Source organism: Methanogenium cariaci JCM 10550 (assembly GCF_001315945.1).
Taxonomy (GTDB): domain Archaea; phylum Halobacteriota; class Methanomicrobia; order Methanomicrobiales; family Methanomicrobiaceae; genus Methanogenium; species Methanogenium cariaci.
Map to the genome: position 1 here is coordinate 82,746 of NZ_BBBG01000006.1, position 15,198 is coordinate 97,943.

The window sequence follows — 15,198 nt, forward strand, 5'->3', positions numbered from 1 at the left end:
GGTTATGCCGTCCCCCCCCGGTAAAAGGTCTGCAGCTTAAAAAACACATCCCGGTAAGGATCAGAGGTAGAGATCTGTAATACCGGGATATGGGTTTTGCACAAATAGTTCGAGAGCCTGCCCTGGTGGTCTTCTGCTGCCTGCCGGTAGCGTTCCCGGAATGACGGATCGGAGGTGTCAATCAGCAGCTGTTCGCCGGTCTCGGGGTCAGCGATCTCGATACGCCCCCCCACATCCGGTATCTCCGTTTCATGTTCGTCTGAAATCTGTATTGCCTGCACATCATGCCTTTTTTTGAGGAGGGACACGGCATCATCAAAGAACGGCGCATCGAAATCAGAGATAATAACAATACGGCTCTTTCGTTTCAGTCTCTCCAAAAGGAATTCTGCGGCATGGGTAATGTCAGTCTTTGGGGGGGAGAGAGGAGTGTGCGAGATGATGGTATTGATGACCGATGCCGCGTGGTTTTTTCCCTTCCGTGCCGGGATATATTTCTCAATCGTATCGGTAAAAAGCACGATACCTGCCGCATCCCCCCCTCCGACAATACGGAATAGATGAGGGTGGCTGCCGTCTCAAGAATCTTTACGTCCTTTGAGACGTTCCCTCCGAAGGAGGATGACGCCGACCGGTCGATCACCAGGTAGGTCGTCTGTTCCTTTTCTTCATTATAGAGTCTGACATGGGGTTTTCCGGACCGTGCGGTGATGTTCCAGTCGATGGACCGGACGTCATCCCCCCCGTATTCATATTCCCGTATATCCGCAAGGTCAATGCCCCCCCTGCCTTTGAAGAGGGACTGATGCATGCCGGTCCGGTTTCTCTGGGAATAATCACGGGAGATGATTCTGATTTTCCGGATGGTATTCAGACATTCCCTGGCTGAGTATCCTGATAATGCCGATCGTCTCTCTTCGGTGATGCGGTTCACGGAATCTTCACCCGGGAGAGGATTTCATCGATGATGTCTTCGGTTTGGATTCCGTCCGCTTCCGCTTCATAATTCAGGAGAATCCGGTGCCTGAGTACCGGATATGCCATCTCCCTGATGTCGTCGGGGATGACGTAAGGTCTCTTCTCCAGCAGGGCCTTTGCCTTTGCACATACAATCAGACTGATGGACGCCCGGGGGCGAGGCGCCGAATGCGATGTAGTCTTTTAAGGTCAGGCCGTATGTTTCCGGGTGCCTCGTTGCATCAATCATTTCGGCCGCATAGGTTTCCACAAGAGAATGGCAGTATATGGCACGTATGGCTGCCTGAATGTTCAGGATGTCATGCGTGTCAAGTATTGTCCGGGTGGCCAGTTGTTCCTGTCCGGTAAACCTTTGGATGATTTGGACCTCCTCGTCTTTTGACGGGTAGTCCATCAAAATCTTTAGCATAAACCGGTCGGTCTGTGCCTCGGGCAGGGGGGGGTAGGTGCCTTCCGACTCGATGGGGGGGTTTTGCGTTGCAAGCACAAAAAACGGCAGAGACAGGGGGGGATGACTGTCACCCTGAATGGTGACCTGTTTTTCCTGCATCGCTTCAAGCAGTGCGGACTGCACCTTCGGCGGTGCACGGTTTATTTCATCGGCGAGAACGATGTTTGAAAAGACCGGGCCCTTTACCGTCTCAAAGGCTGATTTCTCAAACCGGTATATCTTTGTCCCGGTAATGTCTGCCGGAAGAAGATCGGGGGGGGTGAACTGAAGCCGGGTATGGGTGCAGCCGGTGCAGTCGGAGAGGGTTTTCACGAGGAGTGTCTTTGCAATACCCGGCACCCCCTCCAAAAGCACATGCCCGCCTGCTGCAAAGGCAATAATCAACTCTCGTATTACCTGCTCCTGTCCGACAATGATTTTTTGAATCTCTGATTCCAGGAGGAGCAGTTTATCTGAATATATCGCTGCATCTGCATTCCTGCTGAGATCAGTATTATTGGCAGGCTGTATTGTATTGTTGAATTCTTCTGCACGAATATCTCTTTTGTATTTATCAGGCATTATACTCAGATATAGCATTTGATGTTAAATACTTATGAATTGATCACGCGTGTTTTGGCATAAAGTTCTCCTGTGTTAATAGAGTATATTTAACCTAAAATCCTGATAATAAATCAAAAAGTGAATGGATTTATATGTTGTCTGTGATACGTGAGATCACTGATTCACAGGAATCGGAAAAATGATGGTTCATCATTTTTAAATTAACCCGGGGTCGGATTTTTCCAAAGAAATCCGGCCAGATTTATTCCAAAGGGAATATTCAGGTGCAAATAATGCGTGTGGTTTTGGTGATCCGATCTGCCGGTGCACCGCGGTGACCGGTAATGCCCGATTAAATACCGACTGCTGAAAAGCCACGCGCTGATGATAAAACAGGAGACACATACATGAAAATATATCTTGCAATGGACGACACGGATAACCTGGAATCACGCGGCACAGGAAAACTTGCGAGGGCTACCGGGGCCGAGATCGCAACGCGATTTCCGGTTGATGGCATCTCCCGTCATCAGCTCTTTGTGCATGAGGATATCCCCCCCTTTACCTCGCACAACAGCTGTGCGGTGATTCATATCGAGGCACAGGAGCGGGCGGACAAGGAGTGGATCTTTGAGACCGCAAAGGAGTGCATGCTCAACGATTTTATCGAGGGAAGCGACCCCCCCGGTATTGCTGTTGCCTGTGCGGATGAGATCCTGCCTCCGCTGATTGCGTATGGCAGGGATGCACAGAAAATCGTTCTGAACCAGGAAAAGGCACGCACGATTGCCGCAAATCTCGGCATCCGGCTGGAGGGTCTGGGCGGTACCGAAGACGGCGTGATCGGCACGATGGCCGGTCTCGGTCTTGCACGGGGGGGCGGAAACGATGGCAGATACCTGCTCTGCGGGAAGATCCGGGATCTCTCGGGCCCTGCGGATGTTGAGACCCTGCTTGAAGCGGGCATTGATGCGGTCTACACTACTGACGGGCATCTGCTCAGAGACGGGCACATTATTATTGATGAAGGAAAATCCGCAAAGCCCTGCCCGGTTGACGGCAAGAAAATTCTGTTTGTCGAGCATGTTGACGGGCAGTACTATGCTGTAAAACGAGGATGACCGGTTCAGGCAGAGATACCAGACGGATCGGAATCGCGTGTGCGGTCCTGATCCTTTTTGCGGGATCCATGTTTGCATTACAGACCGCAGGTGAGGAATGGATCAAGGGAGTTAGTCCCGATTCCCTCACCCCCCCTCTTCTTGACACCGGGATGAAGGAGACCTTTTACCGGGATGATTTCAATTACGGCCCGCAGCAGTGGAGACCGTTTAAAAAGCCGCTGAATATATCGAACACGGTGCATGGCAATGATGGCTGGTATCTCATGTTCGTCAAAGCGAATGCAACCCCCCCCTACGGGGGCAATCCCGCCCTGCACCGGAGAGGAGATGTGCGGGTGAACTATTCTTTTACCGGTCTTGCCGGGACGGCGGCCTTTCATGTGATTGGGTTTGATACCACGGCAAAATGCAAAACCAACCGTCAGGACGGGTATGGTGCCTCATCGTATTATGTGCGGGGAACCTCTGCAGCGGGGAGCGGCAGCCCTGCCGCTGCACCGATGAAGGCATGGAATGATGTGGCCGTCCTGCCGCCGGGGGAGTATGACACCGACGAGGGGGGCTGCACCGTATTATTACCTGATTCATTTCGATCCGCTGTCCGGCGGGGGGGTGGACGCCCTTCACCTTACCGACCAACAGAATCACCTGAAAGGCGGGGGGGTCGTTGAGACCACGGAACAGTCGGGACAGTTTTACATCACCCATACCGGCGGCAGTCTGCTTGAGGATCTGCTGATTCTGGTCTGCGTGAATGAGATTCAGCCCGAAGAATTCAGGCTTGATATTGAGACCACATTTGTGAGGAGAGAGTAGGACGCATGCATCTTGAAAAGTATTTTTCCCTGAATGAAATCGCACTGATGTCCATCTGCGGTGCCATGATCTTTGTCATGAAGATTGCATTCAAAATTCCGGTGCATATTCCGGGGGGGCATTCCGGTATATTCTGGGTCATACCGATGATTATCGGCATATCGATTGTACGAAAGCCCGGTGCCGGTATCTATATCGGGCTGATATCGGGGCTTCTGGCCTCATTCTTCGGTATCGGCGCCCTTCATGTGTTTGATATCTTTAAGTATCTGGCAGTCGGGATTGCCGCGGATATATGCAGTATGCTGTTTGTCTACCGGTTTGATCTCATCGCCGTGGGGGTCATCACCGGTGCCGTTGCCAATGTCGTGAAGATGGTGGTCAGTTACTCGGTGGAGCTGCTGTTGGGAGTGCAGCCGTTTTTCATTATCATCGGTATCGGGGTGAGTTCATTTTCCCATATCCTGTTTGGCGGTCTGGGAGGGCTGATCTCGGTGTATATCATCCGCAGGCTGACCCGGGCAGGCGTGATTGGTGAAAAGGATGGATAATCCGCTGGTTACGGTGGATGCCCTTTCCTATACCTATCCTCGTTGCAGTCTGGAAAAGAAACGGCAGGCACTTTCCGGTATCAGTCTTGCTATCCGGGAGGGGGGAACGGGTTGTGATCACCGGGCCGAGCGGGTCCGGGGAAGTCCACGCTGATTCAGACCTTTGTCGGACTGATTCCCCATTCCGGAAAGGGCCGGATGGAGGGGGGGACGGTCACGGTCGACGGGCTGGATACGTCCGAAACATCGGTTGGGAATCTTTCCCGAACTGTCGGCTTTGTCTTTCAGGACCCGGATCATCAGATCGTGTCCAATGAAGTTGATTCAGAACTTGCGTTCGGCCCTGAACAGTCCGGTGTTGACGCTGATATCATTGAAAAGAGAATAACCCATGTTTCCGGGATGCTCTCCATGGAGCATCTGAGGGGGGGAAGGGAGGTGGCCGAACTTTCCTGGGGGGGTGAGAGACAGAAGGTTGCGATTGCATCGGTTTTAATGATGCAGCCGAAGGTCATTGTGCTGGACGAGCCTCTGTCCGGTCTGGATACGGGTTCTGCTGCTACTCTTCTCGACAGTCTTGCAACGATTGGCAGACGGTGGAATATTGCGGTTGTGATTGTTGAACACCGGCTGGATCTGCTGGTCGGGTTTATGGACCGAGTGGTGGTGATGAATGACGGCGGCATTGTGTATGACGGGGTGCTGCCGGAGAACCCTGCCGAAACGACGATCCCGCACCTGAAGGATATGGGTGATCTGCTGGATGCGGCCGGGACGTTTTCTCCGGAACCTTACGCCCCCGCCCGAAGGCGTATCTCCGATCCTTGAGGCGGTTGATGTTCACTATACCTATCCGCATCGTAAAACCCCCCCGGTGCTAAACGGGGGGGTGCATGCCGCTTTTTATCCGGGCGAGGTGGTCTTTATCTGCGGGCCGAACGGTTCGGGCAAGAGCACGTTTATCAAGCATCTGAACGGTCTTTTGCGGCCCGATGCCGGACGGGTGCTGGTTTCCGGTGAGGATATCGCAGAAAAGACGGTGGCGGAGACGGCGGGCCTGGTCTCTCTTGTGGGCCAGCATGCGGATTACCAGCTCTTTGAGGAGACTATTGAACGCGAGCTTGCGTTCGGCCCGCGGAATCTGGGGATGGATGAAGAAACAATCGACGCTTCGATTGACGAGATGATGCAGCTGATGGATATCCGTCATCTGGGACGAAAGGGGGGGCGGCCGCTGAAACTTTCGATGGGGGGGGAGAAGCAGCGGGTGACGATCGCAAGCCATCTGGTGATGGCGACCCCCCCGGTCATTGTGCTGGATGAGCCCACTCTTGGTCTGGATCAAATCCTGAAGGTTCAGCTGGCGAACCTGATTCGTGAATTAAAGAAGAGGGGGAAGACGGTGATTGTCGTTACCCATGATCAGGAGTTTGCCCGACTGTGCGCAGACCGATTTTTGTATTTTCAGGACGGATGTCTGGTTTCCTGAGGGATTTTTCTACTTTTTATTTCTTTATTTAAATATTCTGTCAATTCACCGTGCAAAATTATATATACTTTTATTCCAATGAAAATTTGTTAACAAATGATCTGAGTGAATGATTTGTAATTAATGAACAATCATTTATTTCATTTGTTGACGCTTTCCGTATGCCGGATGTGGCTGTACGTTTACGTCCGGCTCTGGGGGGAGTGAATTGTTTATGAAGAGTAATGAAAAAAGAAGAATGTTGGGCATTGTGACTGCATCTGCAGTCCTGTTAATGCTTGTGGTGTCTTTGACACCGGTTTCGGCAGCAGTTTTTCCAGACAACAACGAGACCATGATTAAAATGGCGAACGGGGCATTTTATAACTCAAGTGGCGATGACTATTATTTCAAATTCACAAAAGCCGGTGGAGGTCTTAATGCCATTCATATCGCAGACAGTCCAGCATCAGAAGATCGATATGGAGGAGTTTATACGAATAAGGGTACTTCAGGAACTTTCTACATCTCGGATACCAGCAAGGATCCGGGTTGCAGCGATTCCGCGATTCTGATGTTCGGGGGTTTCGTCCGATGTCAATACAACAAATCTTGAACTGAATGTCAATGCGTCAGGATACAACTGGACACTTACGCCTACCATTATGTACCCGGATTCAGTTACCTACTACGATGAAGTTGAGATCGGAACATTTGATGAATCTGATTTCCTGGATATAGGTGGATCTGATATTGAATCCTACTGGCGACCGTACTTTGATGAGGATTATCCTATGTATGATGGCCAGGGTAATCTGGATACATACAAAGTAATGTTCATCGACCTTTCGCTTGGCACGCTCAAGTACAATTCGAGCCTGAATTACAACGGTTCGATAAAAGTTGACTATGACATAAATGGCTTTATTGAAGATGACTATGCTTTGTTTGATATCTATACATGGTGCAACCAGTCCAAACAGGGACAGGGAGTATCATGGACAAACAAAGTGATAGGCACAAACAGCAGCAGCTGGACAATTGGTTTTTAATTATAACACCATTTTTTGTTCAAAAGATTATCAATTTCTGGCCATAGTAATGATCCCATATCTGAAAGATATGGGCAATTTATTAGATCGGGTGAGATACCGCTTTTTATCCGGGTGAGTTTGTCTTCATTTGCGGACCGAACGGTTTTGGGAAGAGCGCATTTATTTAGGATCTGAACTGTCTGTTACAGCCTGGTATCGGGTGCGTGCTTGTTTCAGGTGAGGATATCGTAGGAGAGGTTATTGTCATTACTCATGATCAGGAGTTTGCATGACTCTGCGCAGGTGGGTTCCTAGATTATCAAGGTGAGTCTCCGCTGTCCTGAACTAATTGATATTGTTTTCGTATTGTATTTTAAAAATGCTGTGAATAATTACAATCTTTTTTTGTTCAGACGCATTCCCGTTGTTTTTTAGAAATTTGATCGAATATTTTGAATTTATTTCAATTCACTGTATTGTCGGGATCTCATTTCGCAATATTTAAGTTAGATGTTTGTGACATGATCAATTGTAAATTATAAATCAATTTGGATTAAATTGATTAAATTAAACTATTTGACTTATGGTGCTGAAAATATGAACACTCGAATTCCTGATTTAATAAAAGCAGGCGTAGTGGCAATATTATTCCTCTGTATTGCCGCGTCTCCTGTTTTCGGAGCGGACGTTTCCGAAAATGGCAGTTTTTCTGACGAGCAACCGATGTTGCCTGAGATTATTTCCATTGGTGTTACCCCGGGAACCGCTGACATTCCCATCGGTGGGACACAGCAGTTCACGGCGGTTGCATGTGATGCTTCCGGACAGACAATTCCAGATACGGAATTTGTCTGGGAGAGCGGCAATGAAACCGTCGGCACGGTGGATGGCAGCGGCCTTTTCACCGCCCTCTCGGAGGGAGCGGTGACGATAAGCGCAGTGAATGGTGATGTTTCCGGCACCTGCAATGTGACAGTGACCGAAATCTCTGATCCGGAATCATCAGAAGAAGGTATTCCGGATGAGGAAATCATGTCTGAAGTTTCACTGATTGAGATCACCCCCGGTAATGTCGACCTCTTTGTGAGCGAAATCCAGCTCTTTACCGCAGCGGCCTATGATGGATCCGGCTCTGAACTCTCCGGTACAGCAATTGTCTGGGAGATTAGCGATGAAACGATTGGCACGGTAGACAACAGCGGTCTTTTCACTGCGGTTTCACCCGGAACAGTAGCGGTCAGTGCCTATAGTGGAAACATATCGGCAAGCTCGATCATAACCGTGTCAGAAGCTGAAGTGCCAACGGTCACCCCCCCTGAACCCACACCGGGATCAATTGCGGCAGTTATGGCATCCGTTACCTCATTCGACGGCGGAATAATCCCTGCGGTTGATGATGTTTATCTCAAAGTTGCAAATGATGACGGTGCAAGATTTAATGATTTTGGCAACGACACATTCCATATCCTCTGGACTGGCGGCGGTGTGAATGCAGTCCACATTTCGGATAGCCCAAGTGGAGAAGGAGAAGTAACCAATACAAATTCCCAGTCCGGGACATTTTATGTGACTGAGACCGGAGGACGTGGTTATCATGATGAGGTATTCCTCTGTGTTGCAGTAAACGGAACGATTCCCGATAATTTCAAATTACATATCCTGGCTGACGGATATCAGTGGGTGCCAAATCCAATACCTCATATGCCTCCTGTCTCTGGTACAGCACATTACGAACCAGTGACACTTGATGAATGGTTCGAAAAAGACGATCTAATGTATGGACCGCAGAACTGGCGTCCAGCTGTAGGTACACAGTATCCGCTATTTGCCGGCCAGGATATGAGCGATACCTCAAACACATTCAGGATGATGTTTATCGATCTCAACGGTGGAATTCTTTCAGCTCATTCTCTTAGAGTCCAGTATGAGATTGAGAACCTGAACACCATGGCCAGTTTCAATGTGTATGCGTACACTAAGAACGAAGAGAAAACTACTGGTATCTTTCACAACATCACTTCCTGGACAAATAATGTGGTGTTAAATGGGTGGAGTGTGTCTGGAGTCCCCCCCCTGCCTGATGCTGCATCGATTACGATTTCACCAGCCTCTGCGGAAGTACCGAAAAACGGAAAACAACAGTTTTTTGCAACGGCATATGGTGCAGACGGAAATGAAATCAACGGTGCACCGATCACATGGTCCAGCAGTGACGAAAGTATCGGCACAATCGACAGCGATGGTCTCTTTACACCCACATCCGAAGGTTCGACAATTATTACGGCCAACGCGGCAAGCGGTGTTTCGCAGACCGCAGTGGTGAATGTTATTGCCGCCGTTGAAAGGGTTTTAACTGAGATCACCCTTGACCCGTCAGAAGTTGTGATGTACACCGACCAGATAGGGAACCGGACGTTCAACGCGACTGGATATGACCAGTTCAGTGATGAGATCACTCCTTTGACATTTACATGGTCGAGCACCGTCCCAGCAGTTGGGTCAATTGACCAAACCGGTTTCTTTACCGGCAAAACAGAGGGAATGACCATAATTTCTGCTACAAACGGCAGTGTATCACAGACCGCAATGGTTGAGATAAAGCAGCATCCTGACTGGAATGTAACTCTTATCGGGGCGATCAACAGGACGCTGAACAGGACAGACATCATCGATCTTTCTTCAGGTGGTATGGCATCGAATACCGACAACGGGGACATATTCTGGGAGGGTGTCAATCTCACAGCAGTTCTCGGGCTTGTCGATGATGATGATCCTACAAACTTCAATGAAGAATTGGCTTTACGGGAGTATACGATCTCGCTAAAAGGAAAAAAAGCAGGAATTGATAAGGAAATCAATATAATCAGTACAGATTTGCTCGACCCTGACAAGGACATTATTCTTGCATATAAAATGAATGGCTATGAAATTCCTGAAGAACTAGAGGGCAGGAACTACTGGCCGCTTAAATTGACCGGTTCTGGTATTGTATATAGTGGTAAAAACCTTGAGGAAATATCTGAGATTTCAATAACCTTTGGTCCGGATGTCAATGCTATAGTCATAACCCCCCCTAGTGATGTGGATCTGTGGACAGGAGATGAGCCAGTGCAATTTTCTGCAGAGGCGTATGATAGAGCGGGCATAAAACTCAGTGACATAAGCTTTACCTGGGCATCAGGCGATGAATCTGTAGGTACAGTCGATGAGAGTGGTTTCTTTTCACCTCTTGGCGATGGTGAAACGGAAGTAAGTGCTTATGCATGGGGAATTACAGCAAATGCAAATGTCACCGTTAGAACACCAGGTACTGAACCTGTTACACGGTATGTTGATGGAACCGGAGTGGGGGGATTTCCTGACAATTCAGGATGCAGTTGATTACGCATATGATAATGATGTTATTGTTGTCAGGGACGGAACATATCGTGAGAAAGTTGTTGTGGATCGCCCTATGACAATTATATCAGCCAATGGGCCGGATAATACCATTGTATCTCCTGAACCTTATGCAAAGACCAAAGTCCCCCCCGTTTTCACCGTCACTTCTGATCATGTGACAATCAGTGGTCTTGGCATTGAGAATGCCTATGATTATCATGGCATTGATTTATCTGGCTATAATTATTGCGTTGTTGAGAATAACATCATCAATAATACGATTCGTGCATCAAGTTGCAAAGCATCTGGCGTTGCTATGGAGTCCAGCAATTACACGGTGGTGAAAAACAATACAATTTATTCTCAGAGATACGGAATCATGGTCAGTACTGCGTCACCTGGCATCATTGAGTGCAATACAATATCAAGCGACGTAAAATATTCGATAGGAGCGGTGATCTCGTCTAATTCCGACAATTTCACAATAAACGGAAACACGATTGATATGGTAACCACCTCCAAAGTCTATGCATTGATGCTTAATACTGAAGTAAATGATATACACGTAGAAGGTAATACATTCTCTGGAGGAATTGATACTGTATATCTGTATAAGGCCCAGAATGTGACATTTTTGAAAAACCAGATCATCGGGGGGGGCAATTATAAGCTCCACATGAAAAAGTCGAATAATGTTACAGTTTTGGATAATGAGATCAGTGGTGCCGAGCGATATGGGTTATATACTACTAATTGCTACAATCTTGATGTGCAGAAAAATAATATAACCGGAACCGGACGTTCTGCACTGTATTTGACTTATTCAAGCTATAATATTGTGATGAATAATCTTATTGATTCCCAGTCCAGTAATGGTTTATTCTATAAGGCAACGCCAGGTTCGCTTAATTCGACCTCACCTGTTTCATACACATATATGAACGAGACATTTACCGGCTTCATTGGAAATTACTACAGTACCTACACTGGTCTTGATATAGACGGAGATGGTGTTGGTGATACACCGTATATTGAAGATGATATGCAATATTACCACCCCTCGTCTCCCCGATAGAAAACTACGTGATCCTTGAAGCAACGAGCATCAACGTCACTCCGCCCACCACAATCCTTGAAGTCGGTGAGAGCATGAACTTCACCACAGAGATCATCGACCAGCGGGGGGGCGAAATTCTCTCCAGCGCTGTTCCTGTGTGGTCAAGCAGCAATCCGGCGGTCGGTGCTGTGGACGCAACCACCGGCTGCTTTGAAGCACTGTCTCCCGGAGATGTGATCATCACCGCGACCTGCGGCGACTGCACTGGCAGTGCGGATGTCACCGTTGTAAAGATGACGAAGAAAACTGAGACTACCTTGTTTAATCTGGCAAACTGCACGTTCAGTGATGATGGGAACGGTGGACTTTCCGTATCTGTCAACGCCAGTGCTGCAACTCTCGGGAACAACTCGATTTTCATGCAGGGCAACGGGTTCAACCTGGCCATTCTGACCCCCCCATCGCCACCGGTCACAGCAGGCGGCCGAATAACCGGAGACGTTGACGAAGTGATACTCGAGACCACTCCGATCACTGCCGACCTCCAGAGTCCGGGTAATGTTTCGGCCAGTATCAGCGCCAATCTTACCGGGCTTCCGACAGGGGGGGCAGGGATCACGACCACCATTACTCAGACCATATCGAACGATACTCAGTCCGCCTTCCAGATCGCCGCCACGGCGGACGGCCTGAACCTGGACGCGGTTGCCTACACGATGAATATCGTGAAAACGAATCTCACCAACGGAGAGGACATCTCCGATGCCGCAATCCGTATGTCCGTCAGCCCGGCATGGGTGGCTGCCAACGGTGGGTATGATGCAATAACGATCATCCGCTTTGCTGAAGACGGGACAAAGGAAGTCCTTGACACCGAATATCTCGGATTCGACGGCGAACTGGATCAGTTCGAGGCATTCTCCCCCCAATGGATTATCCATCTTTGGGCTCTCGGCTACCAGCGTGATCCCTGCTCCCCAGCCTGGATTCCCTTCCTCTTCATCCGGCGGCAGCGGCGGAGCATCCGGCTCCATTGCCACGGCACGCTGTGATGGCATCCATGCCGGAGAGATGGGCACTTTCATTCTGGACAAGACCGCGATCACCGAAGTCGATGTCAAGGCAGGCATGAACATTCCGTCCATGATGCTGACCGCAGAAAAGATCTCAGCACCATCGAAGATTGCCGCCGCACCGGCCGAGGTCTACCAGTACATCGAGATCACCTCTTACCTCGCACCCAAAGACAGCATGGAGATGGCAACGCTGAGATTCAGTGTTGACACGGACTGGCTTGACTCCCTCGGCGCTACTGCATCGGATGTGAAGATGTACCGCTATGACGAAGAAACCGGAGACTGGGCAGTGCTCTCAACGGTTGCCGATGGCAAGGGTGCTTCGTGCTGTAACTTCTTTGCAGACACGCCTTCATTCAGTCTCTTTGCAATCACGGCAGAAAAGGGAACGGCATCTCCGGTATCCGGAGAACCTGCCGATCTTCCCCAGCCAACTGCTGCCAGCACAGACGCTCCGGGAACTGCACAGCCAACACCAACGGATGCACAGACACCGGTACAGACAAACGCTGATAATTCCGCATTTGTGATCATCGTCGTTATTGCGATCATCGCAGCCTGTGCTGGCGCTTACTGGTGGAACAAATCCGGGAAAAAATAGATTATTCTCCTTTTTTTAAACCGCATGCTACGCCGGTCTGCGCTGGTTCTCCGGCGTAACGGAGTCTCAGCGTAACGGGCACACAAATATTAACTTAATTATGTTAACTAATGGGGGGGGTGGCAACCATTTTCTTTTCTGAAAGACGAATATTACTGAACATAATTATGTCGGGTGCGAAAGGGCGAAAGAAAAAGAAGGGGGATCGTATACATTCCCGGGGACTCGCTGATCCATTCCCTTGACCCACGTACAAAGTTACTTCTCCTCATAGTATTCAGCATCATGTCATTTCTGACCATGAATCTGCTGGTCATGTCTCTGATATTCGCCTGTATCATGGCCCTTGCCTATACATCCGGGTTGTTCAGGAAGTGGATGCATTCGCTCAGGCTGGTCATCCCCCCCTCATTCTCTTTGTCTTTATTATTGACCTGTTCTTTAGCTACGAACATTCGGGCATTGAATTATTTTCCGCACAGATTGGGTTTATCCACGCGTATGCGACGGAAGGGAGTCTGTATTTCTCCATCTCCATGGTGATTCGTCTTTTAATTATTGCGGGTTTCTCATTTCTGTTTATCATGACGACGCGCTACAGCGATTTTGTCAAGAGCCTTCAGCGTATGAGAGTGCCGCATGTCATCTCTTTTTCCCTGGGGTATGCTCTTTCATCAACGACCACCCTCTCGCGGGACGCAAACAATGTCATTGATGCACAGAAGTCACGTGGACTGGAGTTTGACCGGGGTTCACCCATCAAAAAGATGGATAAACTCCTCTCGTTATTCATTCCGATGACTGTGATCATGCTGAACCGATCCAGTCAGGTCTCGGATGCCATGCAATGCCGGGGGGGCTATGGGAATGCGAAAAGACCCAGTCTGTATCGTGCCCCCCCCGCTCTGGGGACGGATGATGTTCAGGTACTGGTGGTACTTGTCCTCTTCTTAATTCTGGTACTTACTCTGATTCATTTTGTATTCATCTAAGGTGTCTTGTATGAAAAACAATGGAAAGATCAAAAAAGGACTCGGCAGAACCCTCGTGGCCATGTTGATCGTACTGGCTGCATTCCAGTGTGTCTCTGCTGCGGATATGCCCTCCAACCCGATTGCCGGGCCGATGCATGTAAACATCAATACTGCAAATGCGGGTGGATATTACATTAAATTCGATGGAGGCGGGTTAAACGCGCTGCATATGACAACGAGCACATCGGATCGGTATGGTCAGCTGACCACCACCTCCATGAAAAGCGGGACGTTTTATATCTCGGATACCGGGGGGGGAAGAGGTTTTTTCAATAACGTACTGCTGATGGTTGCAGTCAGAAAACCTGTGGAAGGGGGGGAGGAACCGATTCCTGATGATTTCAGGATAAAACTCCGGTCCAGTGGGTATAACTGGGTTCCAACGGGTGTTTTAAATCAGCCTCCGGTAGCAGAAGATCTGGAGTACATCTCCGGTGCGATTGATCAGACGTTTCCCGCATCATCCTGTGCTATGGACCGCAGAAATGGAAACCTGCCGGGAATAACGACCCGATGAACTATCCGATATACGGGGGGGATCAGGATATGATGGATGATGAAGCGTTCTATATCTACTTCGTTGATTTAAAAGTCGGAGAACTGGGCGAGAACACCGTGATTCCGGGCCTTATTGACAACGGAATGGTGAAGGTTGAATACACCATCGAAAACCTGAACTCCGGTCTGGTGGCATTTAACACCTATGGCTGGTGCGCTGAGAATCAGGCGAATCAGGGTGAGGGAGTTTCATGGACGAACCGTATTGTGGGCGAGGGCGCCAGCGGGGTATGTCGTGGATATTGTTGGTGAAGGCGGGGGGGGAGAAGGGGGGGGCTCATCCGGGAAGATATCCTACGACTCTGATGACTCATCCCATCCCCCCCCGGAGAGTGGAGACCGCAGGTTGGAAACCTCAACATCACATCAGTTCCTGCAGGAGCAAAAATTTACCTCGACGGTGTCTACTCCGGACAGGAGACAAACAGCTCTTTTGTTGATTTTCCTGCCGGTGAATACCGGGTTTATCTTGAATGTGACGAGTATGAGGTCACTGAATCTAAGAATGTCAGAGTAAAAAGCGGGT

The 15,198-nt window shown here is 49.2% G+C and carries 19 protein-coding genes and 1 pseudogene; 17 read left to right on the forward strand and 3 right to left on the reverse strand.

What is annotated here, in order from left to right:
• Positions 1 to 2 precede the first annotated feature (2 nt).
• From JCM10550_RS07175 to JCM10550_RS07185, 3 genes and pseudogenes are all read right to left on the reverse strand, one after another.
• Positions 3 to 380 (reverse strand): hypothetical protein, encoded by a 378-nt coding sequence (locus JCM10550_RS07175; RefSeq protein WP_062398069.1) that lies wholly within the window; start codon positions 378 to 380, stop codon positions 3 to 5.
• The gene (locus tag JCM10550_RS07180; RefSeq protein ID WP_062398071.1) at positions 368 to 934 is read right to left on the reverse strand and encodes a DUF58 domain-containing protein; all 567 of its coding nucleotides are present in this window, start codon (positions 932 to 934) and stop codon (positions 368 to 370) included. Before JCM10550_RS07180 ends, JCM10550_RS07175 begins: the two co-directional genes overlap by 13 nt.
• Positions 931 to 1,891: pseudogene (locus JCM10550_RS07185) on the reverse strand (MoxR family ATPase). The gene JCM10550_RS07180 and the pseudogene JCM10550_RS07185 overlap by 4 nt, the downstream one beginning before the upstream one ends.
• A 488-nt stretch (positions 1,892 to 2,379) precedes the next feature.
• Here JCM10550_RS07185 and JCM10550_RS07190 point away from each other — a divergent pair.
• The 17 genes from JCM10550_RS07190 (at position 2,380) to JCM10550_RS17020 (ending at position 15,189) form a co-directional block, all read left to right on the forward strand.
• A complete protein-coding gene (locus JCM10550_RS07190) occupies positions 2,380 to 3,093 on the forward strand; it encodes a hypothetical protein (protein ID WP_062398074.1) in 714 nt (237 codons plus the stop codon).
• A gap of 68 nt (positions 3,094 to 3,161) precedes the next feature.
• Positions 3,162 to 3,767, forward strand: a complete 606-nt coding sequence (locus JCM10550_RS07195) for a hypothetical protein (RefSeq protein ID WP_157200039.1) — start codon at positions 3,162 to 3,164, stop codon at positions 3,765 to 3,767.
• The gene (locus JCM10550_RS07200; protein WP_062398079.1) at positions 3,709 to 3,912 is read left to right on the forward strand and encodes a hypothetical protein; all 204 of its coding nucleotides are present in this window, start codon (positions 3,709 to 3,711) and stop codon (positions 3,910 to 3,912) included. The genes JCM10550_RS07195 and JCM10550_RS07200 overlap by 59 nt, the downstream gene beginning before the upstream one ends.
• Positions 3,913 to 3,917: 5 nt before the next feature.
• Complete coding sequence (locus JCM10550_RS07205; protein ID WP_062398081.1) at positions 3,918 to 4,463, forward strand: ECF transporter S component; 546 nt, start codon at positions 3,918 to 3,920, stop codon at positions 4,461 to 4,463.
• Positions 4,456 to 4,617 (forward strand): hypothetical protein, encoded by a 162-nt coding sequence (locus tag JCM10550_RS18505; RefSeq protein WP_157200040.1) that lies wholly within the window; start codon positions 4,456 to 4,458, stop codon positions 4,615 to 4,617. The genes JCM10550_RS07205 and JCM10550_RS18505 overlap by 8 nt, the downstream gene beginning before the upstream one ends.
• Positions 4,618 to 4,637: 20 nt before the next feature.
• Entirely contained in the window at positions 4,638 to 5,291 is a 654-nt protein-coding gene (locus tag JCM10550_RS07210; RefSeq protein ID WP_245618853.1) for an energy-coupling factor ABC transporter ATP-binding protein, read from the forward strand.
• Entirely contained in the window at positions 5,227 to 5,952 is a 726-nt protein-coding gene (locus tag JCM10550_RS07215; protein ID WP_083475360.1) for an energy-coupling factor ABC transporter ATP-binding protein, read from the forward strand. Before JCM10550_RS07210 ends, JCM10550_RS07215 begins: the two co-directional genes overlap by 65 nt.
• Positions 5,953 to 6,166: 214 nt before the next feature.
• Positions 6,167 to 6,547 (forward strand): hypothetical protein, encoded by a 381-nt coding sequence (locus JCM10550_RS07220; RefSeq protein ID WP_062398086.1) that lies wholly within the window; start codon positions 6,167 to 6,169, stop codon positions 6,545 to 6,547.
• 49 nt (positions 6,548 to 6,596) lie between these two features.
• Positions 6,597 to 6,983, forward strand: a complete 387-nt coding sequence (locus JCM10550_RS07225) for a hypothetical protein (RefSeq protein WP_062398088.1) — start codon at positions 6,597 to 6,599, stop codon at positions 6,981 to 6,983.
• A 1,014-nt stretch (positions 6,984 to 7,997) separates the two neighbouring features.
• Entirely contained in the window at positions 7,998 to 10,346 is a 2,349-nt protein-coding gene (locus tag JCM10550_RS07230; protein WP_245618838.1) for an Ig-like domain-containing protein, read from the forward strand.
• On the forward strand, positions 10,300 to 11,421 hold the full coding sequence (locus JCM10550_RS07235) for a nitrous oxide reductase family maturation protein NosD (protein ID WP_062398092.1): 1,122 nt from the start codon (positions 10,300 to 10,302) through the stop codon (positions 11,419 to 11,421). The genes JCM10550_RS07230 and JCM10550_RS07235 overlap by 47 nt, the downstream gene beginning before the upstream one ends.
• Positions 11,422 to 11,429: 8 nt before the next feature.
• Positions 11,430 to 12,455 carry an Ig-like domain-containing protein gene (locus tag JCM10550_RS07240; RefSeq protein WP_062398094.1) on the forward strand — a complete coding sequence of 342 codons (1,026 nt, stop codon included), beginning with the start codon at positions 11,430 to 11,432 and terminating at the stop codon, positions 12,453 to 12,455.
• A 19-nt stretch (positions 12,456 to 12,474) separates the two neighbouring features.
• Positions 12,475 to 13,080 (forward strand): PGF-pre-PGF domain-containing protein, encoded by a 606-nt coding sequence (locus tag JCM10550_RS07245; protein WP_062398096.1) that lies wholly within the window; start codon positions 12,475 to 12,477, stop codon positions 13,078 to 13,080.
• A gap of 374 nt (positions 13,081 to 13,454) precedes the next feature.
• Positions 13,455 to 14,072 carry an energy-coupling factor transporter transmembrane protein EcfT gene (locus tag JCM10550_RS07250; protein ID WP_062398098.1) on the forward strand — a complete coding sequence of 206 codons (618 nt, stop codon included), beginning with the start codon at positions 13,455 to 13,457 and terminating at the stop codon, positions 14,070 to 14,072.
• A gap of 10 nt (positions 14,073 to 14,082) precedes the next feature.
• A complete protein-coding gene (locus tag JCM10550_RS07255) occupies positions 14,083 to 14,631 on the forward strand; it encodes a hypothetical protein (RefSeq protein ID WP_062398100.1) in 549 nt (182 codons plus the stop codon).
• Positions 14,628 to 14,924 (forward strand): hypothetical protein, encoded by a 297-nt coding sequence (locus tag JCM10550_RS07260; protein ID WP_062398103.1) that lies wholly within the window; start codon positions 14,628 to 14,630, stop codon positions 14,922 to 14,924. The genes JCM10550_RS07255 and JCM10550_RS07260 overlap by 4 nt, the downstream gene beginning before the upstream one ends.
• Positions 14,908 to 15,189: a hypothetical protein gene (locus JCM10550_RS17020; RefSeq protein ID WP_157200042.1), complete on the forward strand. Its 282-nt coding sequence runs from the start codon at positions 14,908 to 14,910 to the stop codon at positions 15,187 to 15,189. Before JCM10550_RS07260 ends, JCM10550_RS17020 begins: the two co-directional genes overlap by 17 nt.
• Positions 15,190 to 15,198: the final 9 nt, after the last annotated feature.

What these genes read in the sequence shown, in the direction of transcription:
- JCM10550_RS07230 (WP_245618838.1), top strand. Translation starts at nt 7,998, where the DNA reads ATGTCTGAAGTTTCACTGATTGAGATCACCCCCGGTAATGTCGACCTC.
- JCM10550_RS07190 (WP_062398074.1), top strand. Translation starts at nt 2,380, where the DNA reads ATGAAAATATATCTTGCAATGGACGACACGGATAACCTGGAATCACGC.
- JCM10550_RS07220 (WP_062398086.1), top strand. Translation starts at nt 6,167, where the DNA reads ATGAAGAGTAATGAAAAAAGAAGAATGTTGGGCATTGTGACTGCATCT.
- JCM10550_RS07255 (WP_062398100.1), top strand. Translation starts at nt 14,083, where the DNA reads ATGAAAAACAATGGAAAGATCAAAAAAGGACTCGGCAGAACCCTCGTG.
- JCM10550_RS07225 (WP_062398088.1), top strand. Translation starts at nt 6,597, where the DNA reads ATGTACCCGGATTCAGTTACCTACTACGATGAAGTTGAGATCGGAACA.
- JCM10550_RS18505 (WP_157200040.1), top strand. Translation starts at nt 4,456, where the DNA reads ATGGATAATCCGCTGGTTACGGTGGATGCCCTTTCCTATACCTATCCT.
- JCM10550_RS07195 (WP_157200039.1), top strand. Translation starts at nt 3,162, where the DNA reads ATGTTTGCATTACAGACCGCAGGTGAGGAATGGATCAAGGGAGTTAGT.
- JCM10550_RS07245 (WP_062398096.1), top strand. Translation starts at nt 12,475, where the DNA reads ATGGGCACTTTCATTCTGGACAAGACCGCGATCACCGAAGTCGATGTC.
- JCM10550_RS07235 (WP_062398092.1), top strand. Translation starts at nt 10,300, where the DNA reads ATGGAACCGGAGTGGGGGGATTTCCTGACAATTCAGGATGCAGTTGAT.
- JCM10550_RS07215 (WP_083475360.1), top strand. Translation starts at nt 5,227, where the DNA reads ATGCGGCCGGGACGTTTTCTCCGGAACCTTACGCCCCCGCCCGAAGGC.
- JCM10550_RS07260 (WP_062398103.1), top strand. Translation starts at nt 14,628, where the DNA reads ATGAACTATCCGATATACGGGGGGGATCAGGATATGATGGATGATGAA.
- JCM10550_RS07205 (WP_062398081.1), top strand. Translation starts at nt 3,918, where the DNA reads ATGCATCTTGAAAAGTATTTTTCCCTGAATGAAATCGCACTGATGTCC.